We start from the raw sequence: 17744 nt of genomic DNA, 5'->3' as shown, positions 1-17744 counted from the left end.
CCTCCTTAGGGAATGGGAATGTATGAATAAAGACTTAGTGATGTAAAACATCACTACAGAAGCTCGTCCCCCCACTTTCGGGGCAAAATGAGCTCTGTAACGTGATAAAACATCACTTCAGCAGATAATTCTCGCGCTGGGCTTCATGTAGTGATGAAAATCATCACTAAAGTGCGTAAAGCCCCCAACTCTGAATAAAAATAGATAAGTGCCTACTTCCGCACGCTAACCCTGCGGCCGTCCAAGCTCACGCGGCCCTCGCGCAGCCACCGCACAACCTGCGGCAGCAGCACGTGCTCAGCCGCATGGATTCGCTCCGTGAGCGAATCTGCTGTCTCGTGCTCGTGGATCTCCACAGCACGCTGCGCAATGATCGGGCCGGAGTCCAGCCCGCCATCGACAAAATGCACCGTGACGCCTGTCTGCTTCACGCCATACTCAACAGCCTGCTCCACAGCGCGCACGCCGGGGAACGAAGGCAGCAGCGATGGGTGAATGTTAATCATCCGCCCGAAGAACGGCTCAACCAGCACATTCGTAATAATCCGCATGTAGCCTGCCATCACGACCAGATCGACCTGGCGCTCCTGCAGCTCTTTCAGCACAAGCGCCTCGTACGCCTCACGGCTTTCGTATTCCTTCGGGTTGAAGGCAAACACAGGCACCTTCGCTTCCTTCGCACGCTCAACAACGAATGCCTGTGGGCGATCACAGACAAGAAGCTCGATGCTGACATCAAGCTTCCCCTTCTGTACCTGATCCACAATAGCCTGAAAATTAGAGCCGCTGCCCGAAGCCATAATCGCAATGCGATAAGGCTGCATTATACGTCAGCTCCTTGGAACGTAACTACACGCTCGCCTTCAGTTACAACGCCTAAACGGTAAGCTTTCTCGCCTTGCGCTTCTGCTGCAGCGATCGCTTTCTCTGCATCGTCAGCTGCTACGATCACAACCATCCCGATTCCCATGTTGAACGTACGGAACATATCGTTGTTCGTGATGTTACCCACACGCTGCATCAAGGAGAAAATCGGAAGGATCGGCCATGATCCATATTGAATATCGACGTTCACGCCATCAGGCAGAACCCGCGGAATATTTTCGATGAAACCGCCGCCTGTAATATGCGCCATCCCTTTGATCGCTACATCTTCCAACATAGCTAGAACTGGCTTCACATACAATTTAGTTGGCTCTAGAAGCACATTCCCAAGCTTGTCACCAAGCTCTTCCACATGCCCTTGAAGCGTATATCCGTTATCTTCTAGCAAAAGCTTACGCACAAGCGAGAACCCGTTACTGTGCACACCGCTTGAAGCTAGTCCTAGCACGACATCTCCAGGACGGATCGTTGTTCCGTCGATGATCTTTTTCTTGTCGACGATTCCAACCGTAAAGCCAGCAATGTCATACTCCCCTTGTGCATACATGCCCGGCATTTCCGCCGTTTCGCCACCGATCAATGAGCAGCCAGACTGCGCACAACCGTCGGCGATCCCTTTAATAATCGCTTCAATTTTCTCTGGAATGACTTTGTCACAAGCAAGGTAGTCGAGGAAGAACAATGGCTCCGCGCCTTGAACGATAATATCATTCACGCACATCGCAACCGCGTCGATCCCAATCGTATCATGCTTATCCATGGCAAAAGCGATCTTCAGCTTCGTGCCTACGCCGTCCGTACCGGATACGAGAACAGGCTCCTCATACTTGTCTTTGTTCAAGCTGAACAGCCCGCCGAAGCCTCCGAGGTCCGTTAACACTTCAGGACGGAAAGTCCGTTTTACGTGCTTTTTCATCCGTTCTACTGCTTCGTTCCCCGCCGCGATATCGACGCCAGCCTTTTTGTAAGCATCCGACACTGACCAACACTCCTTAGTTTGTCTATGTATGGGGAGGTCGCTAGACCCCCTCTTTCCCTTTAATTACTATCAGTTATTAATCACAAGCACAGCCAACCTTCGTCACATCAACAATTTCAGTTGGATAGCTATTATCGAAGCAAGCCGTACAGTAGCCGCTCTCTTTGCCAGCGGAACCTTGACCGATCGAATCTAACAGCCCATCCTTCGTCAGAAAATGAAGCGAATCCGCGTTGATGGCCTTGCGAATTTCTTCAATCGTATTCATCGCCGCGATAAGCTCTTTGCGGTCCGGTGTATCAATCCCGTAGTAGCATGGGTTCATAAAAGGCGGCGAAGAAATCCGCACATGAACTTCCGTTGCTCCTGCTTCACGAAGCAGGTTGACGATGCGTAAGGATGTTGTCCCACGAACGATGGAGTCATCGATCATCACGACACGCTTGCCTTCGACCACCTTGCGAACGGCACTCAGCTTCATTTTAACCCCTTGCTCCCGAAGCTCTTGGCTTGGAATGATGAACGTACGGCCTGTGTAGCGGTTCTTGATCAGACCCAGCTCATAAGGAATCCCCGTTTGTTCTGCAAAGCCAATCGCCGCCGAAATACTGGAATCCGGCACGCCGGTTACAATATCCGCATCCACGAAAGCTTCCATCGCCAATCGTTTACCCATCCGCTTACGAGCGGAGTGAATGTTCACGGTGTCGATGTCGCTGTCAGGACGTGCGAAGTAGATGTATTCCATCGCACAAATCGCGCGCCTGCCGCTCTCTGTGAACTTTTCAGAACGGAATCCATCACGATCAAGAACAATAATTTCACCAGGCTGCACATCGCGGAAATACGTTGCACCCACCGCATCGAAAGCACATGTCTCCGACGCGAACAAGTAAGCATCCCCGAGACGACCGATCATGAACGGACGTAAGCCATTCGGATCGAGCGCTGCAATCAGTTTATCTTTGGTCGTAATGAGGAAGGCGAAGCCGCCGATGACTTGATTCATCGCATCTTTGACCGCATCCACAATATCATCATGCTCAGAACGAGCAATTAGATGCGCCATAACCTCAGTATCACTTGATGTTTGGAAAATGGAACCCTTCCGCTCTAGCTCACGCTTGATAATGTTCGCATTATCAAGGTTACCGTTCGTGGCGATCGCAAGATCACCCTCACGGTATTTGAACACGAGCGGCTGCGCATTTGCCAGCTTGCTTTCGCCTGCTGTTGAATAACGCACATGGGCAATCGCGGTTGAACCTGTCAGAGGTGCTAGAATATCATTCGTAAAAACCTCTTTGGCAAGTCCCATGCCACGGTAATAATTAAATTTGCCTTCATCGATTGTACAGATGCCGGCACTTTCCTGTCCACGATGCTGAAGGGCATGCAGCCCGTAATAGCACAGCGAGGACGCGTCAGGATGACCATACACCCCGAACACGCCGCACTCCTCATTCAGCTTGTCGAACAATCCGCCTTGGCCGCCAACACCCTCGTTGTAATATTCGCCTGTCCAAAGCTCGTGCTGCCCATTCGCAAGTTGAACTTGCGGAGCCGCAGGAAGTTTCAGGGCCTTGGATTGCTTCACGCCATTAGACATGGAATCGCATCCTTCCAGACTTTCGCCAGCTCACTTACCGGAGACTGGAGACGCTGTTCGTTATTGATTTTGACAGTCAAGTCTGAACCTGTTACTGTTCCGATTTCTTGATAAGGTACGCCTTGGGAAGCGATCCAATGTTTAAGCGCATCAGCCTTCGCAGGCGTAGCACTCAAAACGATACGGGATTGCGTTTCACTGAACAAAGCGAAATCAGGACGAAGATCAGACGCTACATTCACCGATGCGCCTACGTTTCCGCTGATACAGCTTTCTGCAAGTGCTACAGCCAAGCCGCCTTCAGACAAGTCATGCGCAGAAGCAACAAGGCCTTCTTGAATCGCTTTGAGTACTGCGTTTTGCAGGCGTTTCTCAGTTGCCAAGTCCAACTCAGGTGGACGTCCTTCGGTAACACCGTGAATCACATATTGGAATTCACTGCCGCCGAGCTCCGCTTTCGTCTCGCCTAGCAGGATAATGATGTCGCCTTCGTTTTTGAAGCCTTGTGTCGTGATGTGATCGATATCATGGATAAGACCAACCATCCCGATAACCGGTGTAGGGTAGATTGCGCCTTTGGCATTCTCGTTGTAAAGCGAGACGTTACCGCCGATAACCGGCGTATCCAAGAAGCGGCAAGCTTCTGCCATACCGTCAGTGGATTTCTCCAACTGCCAGAAGATCTCAGGCTTGTCAGGGGAACCAAAGTTTAAGTTATCCGTTACAGCAAGCGGCTCAGCACCGGAACAAACTACGTTACGAGCTGCTTCTGAAACTGCGATACGTCCGCCCACTTCCGGGTCTAGGTACACGTAGCGTCCGTTACAATCCGTTGTCATCGCAAGACCTTTGCGCGTACCGCGGATTGTTACTACTGCTGCGTCCGAACCTGGACGCACAGCAGTTTCCGTACGAACCATGTAGTCATACTGGTTGTAAACCCACTCTTTGCTCGCTACCGTTGGGGACGCGAGTACGGATTTCAGCGCTTCCGTCAACTTCGTTACCTCTGGGTAACGTGTTGTATCGATCGCTGCGCTCTCTTCATAATAAGCCGGCACCTTGCTTGGCTTATTGTAAACCGGGCACTCGTCAACGAGTGCGCCAACAGGCATGTTCGCCACGACTTCACCGTGGTGAATCAGCTTGAGGAAACCGTCGTCGGTTACCTTACCGACTTTCGCGCAGTGCAAGCCCCAGCGCTCGAAAATGCCCTTAGCTTGCGCCTCATCCTTCGGCTCAACAACGAAAAGCATACGCTCTTGGGACTCGGACAGCATCATTTCATAAGCTGTCATGCCTTCTTCGCGTTGTGGAACTTCATCCAGGTACAGCTCCATGCCGTTACCTGCTTTACTTGCCATCTCAGCGCTGGAACAAGTGAGTCCCGCTGCGCCCATATCTTGAATTCCGAGCACGATACCGGAATCGATTAACTCTAAGCAAGCTTCTAGCACTAGCTTTTCCATGAACGGATCGCCAACTTGTACCGCTGGACGCTTCGCTTCGGATTCAGCTGTCAGCTCCTCGGATGCGAATGTCGCACCGTGGATACCGTCGCGGCCAGTTGCTGGGCCTACGTAGAAGACTGGGTTGCCAACACCTTTGGCAACACCGCGTTGGATCATGTCGTGGTCGATGAGACCCACGCACATCGCGTTAACGAGCGGGTTCCCCTCGTAGCTCTCGTCGAACATCACTTCGCCGCCAACTGTCGGAATCCCGATACAGTTACCGTATCCAGCGATACCGGAGACAACGTGCTCGAACAAGTACTTCACGCGATCGTTTTGCAGCTTACCGAAACGCAAGGAATTCAACAACGCCACTGGGCGTGCGCCCATGGAGAAAATATCACGAATAATACCGCCCACACCTGTCGCCGCGCCTTGGTAAGGCTCAATAGCGGAAGGGTGGTTATGACTTTCAATTTTGAAAACAACCGCTTGGTTGTCTCCGATATCTACAATCCCTGCACCTTCACCAGGTCCCATTAGAACGCGAGGTCCTGTCACTGGGAATTTGCGGAGTACGGGTTTGGAATTTTTGTAAGAACAATGCTCGGACCACATAACGCTGAATACGCCGATCTCTACGTAATTAGGCGTACGTCCAAGGAAGCCACAAATCTTAGCAAACTCTTCGTCGGTTACACCCATTTGCTTGTAAATCTTCTGTTCCGCGATTTGTTCCGGAGATGGTTCCTTAGCGGATAGCTGCTGCGTCATGTTTTTCCCTCCAAGCACTTAGAATTGATGTGAACATTTTCTTACCGTCTGCGGAGCCTAGAATCTCATGAATGGCGCGCTCTGGATGGGGCATCATACCCACGACGTTCCCTGCTTTATTGCTAATTCCTGCGATATCATCCAGTGATCCGTTCGGGTTGTTACCCGCTTCATAACGGAACACGATTTGGTTGTTTTCTTGCAATTCTTTCAGTGTTGCGTCATCACAGTAGTAGTTGCCTTCACCATGTGCGATCGGAATGTTGATCAATTCACCTTCGGCATAATCACGTGTGAACGCCGTTGTGTTGTTCTCAACCTTCAGTACCGCTTGGTGACAGCGGAATTTCATGCCGTTATTGCGCAGCAATGCGCCTGGCAGCAAGCGAGCTTCCGTCAACACTTGGAATCCGTTACAAATACCTAGAATGTATTTGCCTTCTTCCGCAGCTTTAACAACAGCCTTCATGACGTTCGTAAACTGAGCGATCGCTCCGCAACGCAGGTAATCCCCATAAGAGAATCCTCCTGGTACTAGGATACAATCGTATTTGGACAAGTCGCCGTCCGTATGCCATACATAGTCAACAGGTTGACCAATCGTGTCTTCAATCGCTTTGTACAAATCGATATCGCAATTCGATCCCGGGAACACAAGAACCGCAAAATTCATGACTTCTTCCTCCTAAAAGTTTTACTTTAGTAAAACTAGCTTCGTAAGCTTGGGCTTAATGCTTTAGCAGAACTTACTTCCTCTTATTACACCAATTCGTAACGGTAGTCTTCGATAACTGTGTTTGCAAGTAGCTTCTCGCACATTGCTTTAACGCGTGCTTCTGCTTCTGCTCTGTCTGTTGTACCTAGCTCAAGCTCCAAATATTTACCGATGCGCACTTTGCCAACTTCTTCGAAACCCATGGAGTGAAGTGCTCCTTGTACTGCCGTTCCTTGCACGTCCAATACGTTCTGTTTAATCGTTACATAGACCGTTGCTTTCATATGAAATCTCTCCTCAGCGTTATATTTAATCAACCAAACGGTGCAAAATCCCTTTATATCGGTTCGAAGTCTCTTCCACAACTGCTGCTGGAAGCTCATCCGGTTCACTGTTTTTATCCCAACCTGATCCCGCTAAGTACGTGCGAACAGGCTCTTTGTCCATGGAATCGATCTCGATATCCAAGGCATATTTATCTTGTGACCAGTAACGGGAAGAATCCGGTGTAAAAATCTCATCAATGATAATAAGTTCACCCGCATAGAAACCGAATTCAAACTTCGTATCAGCTAAAATGATGCCTTTTTGCTCACAGATGCTATGCGCCAGCGTGTACAGCATGATGCTGCGCTCTTGCAAAGCGTAAGTCAGCTCTTCACCAACAAGCTCGATCATTTGCTCAATGGAGATGTCCTCATCGTGACCGACATCATTCTTCGCTGCAGGCGTGAAAATCGGATCGCTCAAGCGCTCGTTTTTGCGCAAACCTTCAGGCAATTTAAGGCCGTTAATTTCGCCAGTTTTCTCATACTGTCTCCAGCCGTTCCCTGTGATGTAGCCGCGAACCACGCACTCAATGGAGATGCGCTCTGCCTTTTTCGCCACAATAATACGTTCCTTCAACACTTCACGATCTTCAGCGCTTGGAATAATCGCTTGAAGCTTCTCTACGTCCGTATGGATGATGTGATTATTCATGTAACCGCTAGTAATCCCGAACCAGTACTTACTCAAGGCATTCAACACATACCCTTTGTCCGGAACGCCAGGCTTCAAGATATAATCAAAAGCCGAAATGCGATCCGTTACCACGATCAAAAAGCTATCGCCCAGATCGTAGAGTTCACGAACCTTGCCTTTATGCACCAGAGGGGCATTAATCATTTCATCTGCTGTTTCCAAGATATAACCATGTGCCACGAACCACACACCCCTTCCTGCTCTAATGGACTTTCTATTTCAAACCTAAACGGTCAAATATCGTACTTACATGCTTCAAATGCCAGCTTGGATCGAAGCAATCTGCGATTTCTTCTGGGCTTAACACCTCAGTGATCACTGATGTGTTCTCTACGATGTCACGGAACGAGCGTTGCTCTTCCCATGCTTGCATCGCTCTCGGCTGTACCGTATCGTACGCTTGCTCACGCGCAAAGCCTTTGTCGATCAGCTTCGTCATGACGCGGCCGGAGAAAGGAACATCATACGTGCTGCGCATGTTGCGTTTCATGTTCTCAGGGAACACCGTAAGGTTCTTGATGATGTTACCAAGACGGTTCAACATGTAATTCAGCAACTGCGTTGCATCTGGTAAAATAATACGCTCAACGGAGGAGTGCGAAATGTCGCGCTCATGCCAAAGCGTTACGTTCTCGTAAGCGGACACCATGTGCCCACGAATGACGCGTGACAGACCGGAAATGCTCTCGCAACCGATTGGGTTACGTTTGTGCGGCATGGCGGAGGAGCCTTTTTGACCTTTTGCAAACGGCTCTTCAACCTCACGGAACTCACTCTTCTGAAGGGCACGAATTTCCGTAGCAAATTTGTCTAGGGATGTCGCTACCAATGCAAGTGTAGCCATGTATTCGGCGTGACGGTCACGTTGCAAGGTTTGTGTGGAAATTGGCGCTGCTTTCGTGCCAAGCTTGCCGCACACGTATTCTTCTACGAACGGATCGATGTTCGCGTATGTGCCAACTGCTCCTGAGATTTTACCGAATTGTACGCCATCAGCGGCAAAACGGAAACGCTCCAGGTTACGCTTCATTTCCTCGTACCATAGCGCCATTTTCAAACCAAACGTCGTTGGCTCTGCGTGAACACCATGCGTTCTGCCCATCATAGCTGTATCTCTATGTTCAATCGCTTTATTACGTAGGATTTCGATGAAGTTTTGAATGTCTTTGTCCAAAATTTCGTTCGCTTGGCGAAGCAAGTAACCAAGTGCTGTATCGACAACGTCTGTAGACGTTAAGCCGTAGTGAACCCATTTGCGCTCAGGCCCTAGCGTCTCGGAAACCGCTCTTGTGAAGGCGATCACGTCATGGCGTGTCTCTTGCTCGATTTCATAAATGCGGTCGATGTTAAAGCTTGCTTTCTCGCGCAACACCTTTACATCTTCCTTCGGGATTACACCAAGCTCGGACCAAGCCTCGCAGGAAAGAATTTCAACTTCCAACCAAGCGTTAAATTTATTTTCTTCGGTCCAAATGCGTGCCATTTCGGGGCGTGTATAGCGTTCTATCATGTTTAACCATGCCTCCAATAAGTTTCATTTACTTACTTTCCCAAATGCCTGTCTGTTCTATCCAAGTCAGAGCTTTCGCAACATCGTCTGTCAAAAGATTAATGTGACCCATCTTGCGCTTCTCTTTCGCTTCTTTCTTGCCGTACAAATGAAGCTTCGCGGAGACACCCAGATCTTCGTTTTCGAGAAAACCTGGTTCAGCTAACCGGTCATGCAGCGGAGCGATATGCTCACCTAACAAATTGACCATCACAACCGGCGTTAGCAATTCCGTTGAGCCGAGTGGCAAATTGCAAATTGCGCGAACGTGCTGCTCGAACTGTGAAGTCCGGCAAGCTTCCATCGTGTAATGCCCGGAATTGTGCGGGCGTGGCGCAAGCTCATTGACGTATAGCTGACCATCCTTGGTAAGGAATAGCTCAACGGCAATAAGCCCGATGACACCGAGTGACTCAGCGATGCGAATCGCCAGCTCTTCGGCTGCCTTCTGCACGGGCACAGGAATACGTGCCGGCACGATGGACTCGTGCAGAATATTATGAACATGTATATTTTCAGCAGCAGGAAATGCTTTGACCTCGCCGCGTGGACTTCTAGCTGCAATAACGGATAATTCCTTATCAAAATGAATGAATTGTTCGAGAACCAGCTCGGTTTTGGCGCGGCTTAGGGTTTCAAAAGCTTCTGCCACTTCGTCAAGCGAACGTAGCACCCATTGCCCTTTGCCGTCATAACCGCCAGTCGCGGTTTTGAGCACGCACGGCGTACCGAAGCGCTCAGCGGCTTCTCTGAGATCCGCCTCGCTTGTGATTTCCGCGTATGGCGCAACAGGTACGCCTGCCGCTTCAATCGCTCTCTTCTCACGAAGACGGTGCTGTGTTGTGTATAAAAGATGACTGCCTTGTGGAACATAGGATTCTTCCATCAAAATGTTCGTAACGTGCGCATCGACATTCTCGAATTCGTACGTGATCACATCCGATCGCGCGGCAAGCCTTCTGGCTGCCTCAACGTCATCGAAGTTCGCTTGAATCTGATCTGCGACTTGGCCGCAAGGCGCGTCCTCCGTCGGATCGAGCGTCACGAAGCGATACCCCATGTTGCGTCCTGCTAGTGTAAGCATACGACCGAGTTGCCCGCCGCCAAGAATACCGATGGTACCGCCTGGCTGGATCACTTTACCGCTGGATGCTTCACTCATAGATTGTCACTGCTTTCTAAGACCGTTTGCGTAATGCGCGCACGACGAGCCTTCACTCTCGCTTGGATCTCAGGATCAAAAGCGCCTAGAATTTGCGCAGCAAGCAAGCCCGCATTCGTTGCACCTGCATGACCGATTGCAACTGTTGCAACAGGAATGCCGCCTGGCATTTGTACAATAGAGAGCAAAGAGTCCATGCCATTCAATGTAGACGTTTTGACTGGAACACCAATAACCGGAAGCTCTGTTTTGGCTGCTACCATTCCTGGTAAATGCGCCGCACCGCCTGCTCCGGCAATAATGACTTGTAGGCCTCGTTCGATGGCCGATGCTGCATAGTCGAACATCAGATCCGGTGTTCTATGCGCGGAGACGACCTTCTTCTCATACGCTATACCCAGTTCGTCCAACATATCACAAGCATGCTTCATCGTTTCCCAATCCGACTGGCTTCCCATAATAACACCAACACGTACCGTCATCACAAACCTCTTTCTGAAAGCCGACTTTTAAAATCTTCATTTTAAACAAAAACGCCCAGAGCTAGAATTCACGATTCTACACGCTGGACAGCAAAAGAACCGAATGCAAAAAGACCATCATTTCCTATGGTTCCCCTCATTCGCTTCCTCGTAGTCCAAAAATTCATGGTTTTTGGGTAGATACTTCCAGGCCTTATTCCTGATTTTATACGAGTTGATTCGACATTTTTAATTAGTGCGGCATCATTTCCCGCTTACCTAGTTTACTACCAACTAACGTGCCATGTCAATTTGAAAAAACGAACAATTATTACTTTATTCTTTTAAATAGTTCGCTTTTTAGGTGCATTTTTCTATCTTTTACCTGTTTAAGAACAAGGATGCGTTTCTCAATATGGCGTTAAGTGATCATTCCTTGTTTAATGACTTCGAAAGCGCTTACGCAGTTGAAGTTTATATTTTTCGACAAAACTACGATGAACAGAAAAAAAGAGACAGGCCCAAAAGCCAGTCTCTTACGAATCCCAGTTCATCAATCAACAAATTCAGTTAATCGTTTGCTGTTCCTTGTAAGCCTCGTCTACTAATTTTAGTGCTTCTTCTAACAGAGTGACTTGGAACAACCGATCCGTCAAACGATCCAGTACATCTAGATCGGTCAAACAAGCTAACTGTTCGATCATTCCGCGACTTGCTTCACCGAACTGGGCTTTGATGAACTTACCTAAAATTTTACGTTCACCTTGAATTTCGCCTTCGATCTTACCTTCAATCTTGCCCTTCAATTCCGCATCCTTTTCCCATTGTGTTTTTAACTCCATAATCTTCTCCTCCTCCATCGGCTCCAACCTTTGAATTTCTATCTGCAGCTCTTGCTTCTCTATGTCATTCAACACCAAGTACGTATGAGAAAACCTCTATCGAGGCAATTCGAAGGTGAGCGACCGCGTTTAGATGTAGGTTTTATCGCCAATAATAAAGCAATTTTCGGATACCGAAAACTTATACTTTCTTATGTGGTCGAAAAATCCTGTTATCAAATGCATCCGCGCCGGATCAAGCTCTAATCGAACGAGCATCCGCAGAAACTCTCGCTTTACTTGTACTCTTTCTTCTGTAGTATACTCCATTTTACTTAACAGCGCAGCAGCGATTGGATTGTCCTGCTTCATATATTGACGCCAATCTTTCTTACGCAGTTCAACGGTGTAATACTGAAAATTCAGCACATCTTTAAATGGAAATTGCAAACGGAACGAATCCGGTTCATCCTTTACCTCATCGTAGCTAAAAATTGCGATCGGTATAATGCGACATCGGTGCTTCTCATACAATCGACTAAAATAAACAAACATTCGCTCTGGAAAGAAGCTCTGCCACTGCGCTTGCGATTCGATATGTACAATAATTAGTGCCGTTTCTCCCTTCAACCTCGTTTCGATGAGGAGATCCACCTTTCGCTTCTCCCCCACTACAACATCCGTATACACCTCCTCCGACAAGAAGGTTATCGCCCCGAAATCTATCACCTCATGCAATTGCGGAAAAAACAGCAGCATAAACTCCTCGAAATACGTCTGAATCAAATCCTTAAACAATCGATCATGATCAATCGCCATCAACCACCTGCGCCCTCCACTACTCCTTTATTTGGAAAAATAAAAAAAGCACCAACCAACTCGTAGAAAACCTACGTTTGGCGGTGCTTCCGCTAATGCAATTATACCCTGCTAATGTAATTTCGTAAACATGACTACGACTTGCTCTTCTTCGCAAAAATGTTCATTCACCTTTTCATGTAATAGCTAATACTTACTTATTCTATCACCAAACCGCCCACTTCCACACCAAGCTTTATGAAATCGCCAACCGTGAGCACTCTGAACTCTTCCTTCCATGGCGACTTCGCCTGCAGCTCACCGTAAATCTCTTCTACCTTTTGCACACACACCGTTTGTACGATACGAGCATATTCCAAGCAGCCCGAGTCCTGAATTAACTCTTTTACTTTCTCTTGATTCTCCAACAGGAACGCAGCGGTAATCTGTCCCTCATAGTACGCTTTCACAGGAGAAAAGGCCTCATCTTCTACTGAAAGCAAATACATAATCGGCAATGTCCTCCGCCTTGCCATCAAATCGCTTTTCTCATCGTACCGAACGAGATCGCGCATATCATTTTGAATCTGATGAAGAAGTCCTACGCTATCAGCTATTTGGTGAAGTTGTTCAATGGTTTCCTCCGAACAATCCGTCCCCACGTATCCCATGTAGCACGCCAACCGGAACAACGAGCCGGATTTTTCTTGGGTCATCCACAAATATTCATCCACGGTAGTGACGACATTGGTCACATCCTTATGCTGGCCGTTAATCGATCTCGCGATAATTTTACTGATTTGGGTGAGCATGCTCCCGCTTGCATTCAGCTTTCCAAGCTCTCCGATCATCCCGACGATCAACGCAAGCACAGCATTCAATGCACTTGCTAGCTCTACCTTCATCCATGGTTTGCTCTCACTATCTTGATCCTGCAGATCATCAACAATATCTAAGATGAGAACAACCAACTCTGTGACTGCAGCACGATGCCCTATATCGGGTGATTTGCCGCCAAACATGGCGTGTACGCACAATGTAATTTTCGCCCATGATAGAAAAGACGTCTCCTTATCCGACATACATGATCTCAGCAGCTCTTTCAAATCCTCATCAAACATATAATCATCCATCATCCGTGCCATATGCTGCTGAATGTCATGCATGCGAAGCGCCTACTTTCAGGTGTAGTATTTACTTTTGATAAACTTCTCCAAAGCCTCTGTCCTTGATTTCGCGCCCCACTTGTCATAAATCTTCCGCAAATAATTATCAACCGTTCGTTTGCTCATGAAGATCCGCTCCGCAATTTGTTCGTGCGTGGCCCCTTTAACCAGCATATTCATCATAAGTACTTCTTCCTCTTGCAGCTCACACTCTTCTCCTGCATCCGTCTCATTTAATTGCATCTGGTTGAAAAAGGACAGCGGAATCATCGTATACCCATCTAAAATACAATAGACCATATTCTTAATCGTCCGCTCACTCGACTCCTTCGAGAGTACGCCGCTTACTTTCATTTCAATTAATTTATTATAAATGCCCGCTAGCTCGATACCTGTGAAGATGACAATATGGATGTGCGGATATAGTTGCTTGAGCTGCGCGGCAACCTCTGTTCCCGTCTGATCGGGAAGCTGATAATCCAGAAATATGAGCCCAGGCTGATGCAGCTTCACGTGCTCCAAGCATTCCTTCGCATTACTAACAACGCCAATAACCTCGATACGATCTATTTCGTCCAGCAACGTCTTCGTCGCCCGCGCAAATAAGGGATGGTCATCGACCACTAATGTTTTGACGATTTCACTCATGCTGACATCACTTCCTCAGTTGGTATTGTGATTAAGATTTGGGTCCCTTCACCCACTGCTGTCTCCAGTTCAAAACTCCCGCCCACATGCAGCACACGGCTTCTCATATAGGCAAGCCCCATACCCGAGGCGGCGATTTCAACAGCAACCTCTTCCTTCACATGAAAGCCTACGCCATCGTCCCGATAGCTTAAGTATAAGAATTGCTCTTCTTCCCACATGTGAAAGCTCACACGAGAAGCTTGAGAATGTTTATTAGCGTTGTTAAGTAATTCTTGCACGATCCGGAAGATATGCCGTTTGGTCGATAAATCCTTACCTTCAATCGCAGAAATCTGCTCTGCTCGGAAGGAAACCTCGAATGGCATTGAATACGATTCCTTCTCCACATACAACTTCAAGGTTTGTTTCAAGCCTACCTCTTTCAGCAGGTGGGGATTCAACTCAAAACAGCTTTGGCGCAAGCTGGCATTGATCATTTCTACAAAGTTGTTCATGCTGTTCAGTTGTTCACGATCCTCTTGACGCATGGACGGTTTCTCTGCCAGGGTCGTTAATCTTCGTTTAAGGAAAAATAAATCCTGCATCGTTGTATCATGAAGATCGGTCGCAATTCGAATCCGTTCCTCCTCCTGAAGCTCGAACATCACCTTCCGTAACCAGAGATGTTCTTCTTGCGGGAGATGGGAAACCATTTGTTGGAGCCTGCCTGTTAGCTTACGGATCAGATACACATTCTCCATCCCTACTTCCAAATAGGAGGTAATCAGTTGCAGCCACTGTAACTCCTCCTTCGCGATCCGTATATTCGTCTTCTTCCGTGTCACGATGAGATAGCTCGTATACTCCTCATGGCAGTTCATTTCCATAAATGTATAGTTGGGATGTTCTAGCATGGCGGATGAATTAACCAAACGCTGAATTTCAGCCGTATCGACTTCACCTTCGCAGATGATTTCAATATCGTTTTTATGCCGGAAAACAATGGCCCCACCTGTCACTTGCAGCGTGCCTACGATATCAACGAGAATAATATCTTTTAAATCACGGAAACTTGAAATTGAGCCCAGATTTTTAGAAATTTTCTTCAGGGCGGACTTTAATATGTACTTTCTTGGAAATAGGAAAGGTTCTAGCCTCGTCGTCCAGTATTCGGCCGCATACAGCATGGCGGAGAGTAGCAAGAGCGAACCAGCGAAAATAAATAAGATTTGTTTGGGGCTCGTCTCCCCATGAAAAATAACGACAAATGCACCCGTGAACAAAGTAACTGGCAGAAATGCCAACATGCAAGAAAAGACAATACGGCGTACCACAAGTCCGATATCATACAACTGATCTGATGCGATTAAATATGAAAACGAGATCGGAAAAATGAGCAGCATTCCGCTTGTATAAATTGGATCCAAGATCCACTCCCCGATGATTAACTGCGGAAGAAAAGATAGACATATGATCGGCAGAAAGGAGATAAGCAAGGAGTAGAACACGCTTTTGACAATACTGGTCAGCGGTGATTGCACCTTCCTTATTTTCACAAAAATTGTGGATAAGAGCACGATATTTAAAGAAATAACGACAATAAAGAATCCTATGGTAAAGATGCCGTCAAAGCGATATACGAAAGCCATCGACGGGAAGAAATACAAGCTTCTGGATAGAAAAGCAATGGCAGCAATGGCATACAAGTATTTGAAGTGCCGCTTCGGCATTTCCAAGTCGCCTTTTTCCTTAAAGAACACAACAAGAAAATGCAGAAAAACAATGGGCAACACCATCATCGAGCTTGTTATAATCAGCTTGCCTAACGAATCTCCACTTGTCGATGCACCTAAACTCATAAAAATCATAGCCGCACTAAGGAAAGAGAACGCTAGTAAGCGTGCCGAAGGCGATCTGCTCTCCTTCACAAGCAAGAGGACACACATGAATAGACACACGAATTCTTCGATAAGGGAAATAATATCGAAGACGGAAGAATCATTCGTTCGTAAATCAACCGTCTCCTCCATGCCCGATCGCTCAATGACAACCGTGTTTGCTTTCCCAACAACTTTAAAGCGTTTTACGGGTGGCGATTCCTCGGTCGGCCTGCCATCAATGGCAATGATGCGATCACCCAACTGAATGTGATTATTCGTGAATTTAGTCTCAATCCTGCTAACGACCCACTCCCCCGGGTGGGGCGATTCCAAACTAATGCCGCTATACGGGAAGTGAAAGGTAATATACGTACACCAAATTTGCAGAATAATGAGCAGCAAAACACAAGAAGTGACACTAGATTTCTTCATTATTTTCAAATCCCCCTCCCCTAACTTCCACTATCTGTGTATAATATATTTTTGTAAAGTATTATTATTTGGAGGAGTTGATTCCATGACGATTATTCAATTAAATCCAGCATTACATCAATCTGTACACGCTGCTAAGCGGGCAGAACTGCGCATGCAATCTGATTCCTTCATGGTAGCTCAGCATCTGTCTCCTAAAGAAACAGATGCACTTATTAAAACTTTTACAACTCCAGGGGACGTAAGACAAAAAGATGCTAACGTTCGTTCTTATTATTGGTGGTAATCTAATAGTCTTATTTTATCAAAAGTAAAAAAGGAATGTATATTAGCTTTAGCTAATTATACATTCCTTTTTTTTATTTCGTATGCATGTCATTCGCACTGCTCTTCCCAAATCCGACAATTCTCTCTACGCCGTCCCAAATGTGACGCCTAGCTCCCGCAGCCGCCTACGATACGCGATACTCAAGCGATCACACTTCAAATGCAGCTCCGCTTGCAAATCTAGCGGCAGCAGCTCAGGCTTCTGGTTTTCAACCATGATCCGATCCTGCTCGATAAGCCGATCTTGGAATTGGATGAACACCTCGTCAGGCTCCTCAAATGCATAGTTTCTTTGCTTCAGCATATAAGCTACACTAGTCTGCTCCGTAACGGGGAGCACCATCAGAAATAGACGAAAGATGTGATCGGACACGTCGTCTCTCTTCGTAAAAGCTACACATAACGGAACGAATACCTCATATACATATCGACTATGCACCCCGCGCCCCGTCCCATCTGCATCAGGCTGATACACGATGATTTCTTCGGAACGCAGAACACCATCCTCTTCTATTACGTGATAGTCATTAATTTCAGCGAATTCACTATCGCCCAGCAGACCCTCATGTACGAACATAAGGTGAGATACATCGAGGAAATTTTCGATAATGCGTGGACCCGCTGCTTGCAGGGTGTAGGGCCCCATGAACACTTCCTTATAACCCTCGGGCACATAAGCACTCACTTTAGGCCGTGGCCCAGCAGGAGTCCCTAAGCACACCCAGATCAGACCATGCGCTTCCACACTGGCGTAAACGAATCCTTTGGCCTTCGAAGGTATCGCTTGATCCTTCGGCAAGGAAGGAATTCGCGTACATGTACCACAGCCGTTATAAGACCAACCATGATACGCGCACACAAGCTCATCGCCACTTACTTTCCCCAATGATAAGGGCACACCACGATGAATACATAAGTCTTTAAACGCGTGGACGCCTTGCGAGGTGCGGAACACCGCTACTTTTTCCCCTAGTAACATAACGGCTTCCGGCTTATCTGTGAGTTCTGACGACAACAACACCGGGTGCCATTCGTGAATTAAAGCGATAACTTGTATTGTCATCGCCACTCACATCCTT

16 protein-coding genes, 1 pseudogene and 1 riboswitch are annotated in these 17744 nt (G+C 47.5%); of the genes and pseudogenes, 1 reads left to right on the top strand and 16 read right to left on the bottom strand.

What is annotated here, in order from left to right:
• Positions 1-212: 212 nt before the first annotated feature.
• The 15 genes and pseudogenes from purN to AC58PQ_RS24760 all read right to left on the bottom strand — a co-directional run bounded on the left by purN (position 213) and on the right by AC58PQ_RS24760 (position 16338).
• The gene (purN, locus tag AC58PQ_RS24830; RefSeq protein WP_497246383.1) at positions 213-824 is read right to left on the bottom strand and encodes a phosphoribosylglycinamide formyltransferase; all 612 of its coding nucleotides are present in this window, start codon (positions 822-824) and stop codon (positions 213-215) included.
• The gene (gene purM / locus AC58PQ_RS24825; protein WP_056612773.1) at positions 824-1864 is read right to left on the bottom strand and encodes a phosphoribosylformylglycinamidine cyclo-ligase; all 1041 of its coding nucleotides are present in this window, start codon (positions 1862-1864) and stop codon (positions 824-826) included. The genes purN and purM overlap by 1 nt, the downstream gene beginning before the upstream one ends.
• 76 nt (positions 1865-1940) lie before the next feature.
• A complete protein-coding gene (gene purF, locus AC58PQ_RS24820) occupies positions 1941-3473 on the bottom strand; it encodes an amidophosphoribosyltransferase (RefSeq protein WP_497246381.1) in 1533 nt (510 codons plus the stop codon).
• On the bottom strand, positions 3458-5701 hold the full coding sequence (purL, locus tag AC58PQ_RS24815; RefSeq protein WP_497246379.1) for a phosphoribosylformylglycinamidine synthase subunit PurL: 2244 nt from the start codon (positions 5699-5701) through the stop codon (positions 3458-3460). The genes purF and purL overlap by 16 nt, the downstream gene beginning before the upstream one ends.
• Entirely contained in the window at positions 5679-6374 is a 696-nt protein-coding gene (gene purQ / locus AC58PQ_RS24810; RefSeq protein WP_056612769.1) for a phosphoribosylformylglycinamidine synthase subunit PurQ, read from the bottom strand. Before purQ ends, purL begins: the two co-directional genes overlap by 23 nt.
• An 86-nt stretch (positions 6375-6460) precedes the next feature.
• Positions 6461-6700, bottom strand: coding sequence for a phosphoribosylformylglycinamidine synthase subunit PurS (gene purS, locus AC58PQ_RS24805; protein WP_028556672.1), 240 nt, complete (start codon positions 6698-6700; stop codon positions 6461-6463).
• Between the two features lie 25 nt (positions 6701-6725).
• On the bottom strand, positions 6726-7583 hold the full coding sequence (locus tag AC58PQ_RS24800) for a phosphoribosylaminoimidazolesuccinocarboxamide synthase (RefSeq protein ID WP_497246443.1): 858 nt from the start codon (positions 7581-7583) through the stop codon (positions 6726-6728).
• 70 nt (positions 7584-7653) lie between these two features.
• Complete coding sequence (gene purB, locus AC58PQ_RS24795; protein WP_497246377.1) at positions 7654-8949, bottom strand: adenylosuccinate lyase; 1296 nt, start codon at positions 8947-8949, stop codon at positions 7654-7656.
• A gap of 28 nt (positions 8950-8977) precedes the next feature.
• Entirely contained in the window at positions 8978-10150 is a 1173-nt protein-coding gene (gene purK / locus AC58PQ_RS24790) for a 5-(carboxyamino)imidazole ribonucleotide synthase (protein WP_497246375.1), read from the bottom strand.
• On the bottom strand, positions 10147-10632 hold the full coding sequence (gene purE, locus AC58PQ_RS24785) for a 5-(carboxyamino)imidazole ribonucleotide mutase (protein ID WP_497246373.1): 486 nt from the start codon (positions 10630-10632) through the stop codon (positions 10147-10149). Before purE ends, purK begins: the two co-directional genes overlap by 4 nt.
• 131 nt (positions 10633-10763) lie before the next feature.
• Positions 10764-10865, bottom strand: a riboswitch (purine riboswitch).
• Between the two features lie 312 nt (positions 10866-11177).
• Positions 11178-11453: a hypothetical protein gene (locus AC58PQ_RS24780; protein WP_497246371.1), complete on the bottom strand. Its 276-nt coding sequence runs from the start codon at positions 11451-11453 to the stop codon at positions 11178-11180.
• Positions 11454-11651: 198 nt separating this feature from the next.
• Positions 11652-12251: pseudogene (locus AC58PQ_RS24775) on the bottom strand (Rpn family recombination-promoting nuclease/putative transposase); the annotation flags it as partial.
• A 197-nt stretch (positions 12252-12448) separates the two neighbouring features.
• Positions 12449-13396, bottom strand: coding sequence for a polyprenyl synthetase family protein (locus tag AC58PQ_RS24770; RefSeq protein ID WP_497246369.1), 948 nt, complete (start codon positions 13394-13396; stop codon positions 12449-12451).
• A 15-nt stretch (positions 13397-13411) separates the two neighbouring features.
• Positions 13412-14044, bottom strand: coding sequence for a response regulator (locus AC58PQ_RS24765; protein ID WP_497246367.1), 633 nt, complete (start codon positions 14042-14044; stop codon positions 13412-13414).
• On the bottom strand, positions 14041-16338 hold the full coding sequence (locus tag AC58PQ_RS24760) for an ATP-binding protein (RefSeq protein ID WP_497246365.1): 2298 nt from the start codon (positions 16336-16338) through the stop codon (positions 14041-14043). Before AC58PQ_RS24760 ends, AC58PQ_RS24765 begins: the two co-directional genes overlap by 4 nt.
• Before the next feature lie 85 nt (positions 16339-16423).
• Here AC58PQ_RS24760 and AC58PQ_RS24755 point away from each other — a divergent pair, with 85 nt between their 5' ends.
• Positions 16424-16624, top strand: a complete 201-nt coding sequence (locus AC58PQ_RS24755) for a hypothetical protein (RefSeq protein ID WP_497246363.1) — start codon at positions 16424-16426, stop codon at positions 16622-16624.
• A gap of 126 nt (positions 16625-16750) precedes the next feature.
• Here AC58PQ_RS24755 and AC58PQ_RS24750 read toward each other — a convergent pair whose 3' ends face one another.
• Entirely contained in the window at positions 16751-17728 is a 978-nt protein-coding gene (locus AC58PQ_RS24750; protein WP_497246361.1) for an aromatic ring-hydroxylating dioxygenase subunit alpha, read from the bottom strand.
• Positions 17729-17744 lie beyond the last annotated feature (16 nt).

Source organism: Paenibacillus sp. J22P143 (assembly GCF_059692035.1).
Note: the sequence above shows the minus strand (reverse complement) of the source record. Positions and strands in the feature narration are given on the sequence as shown.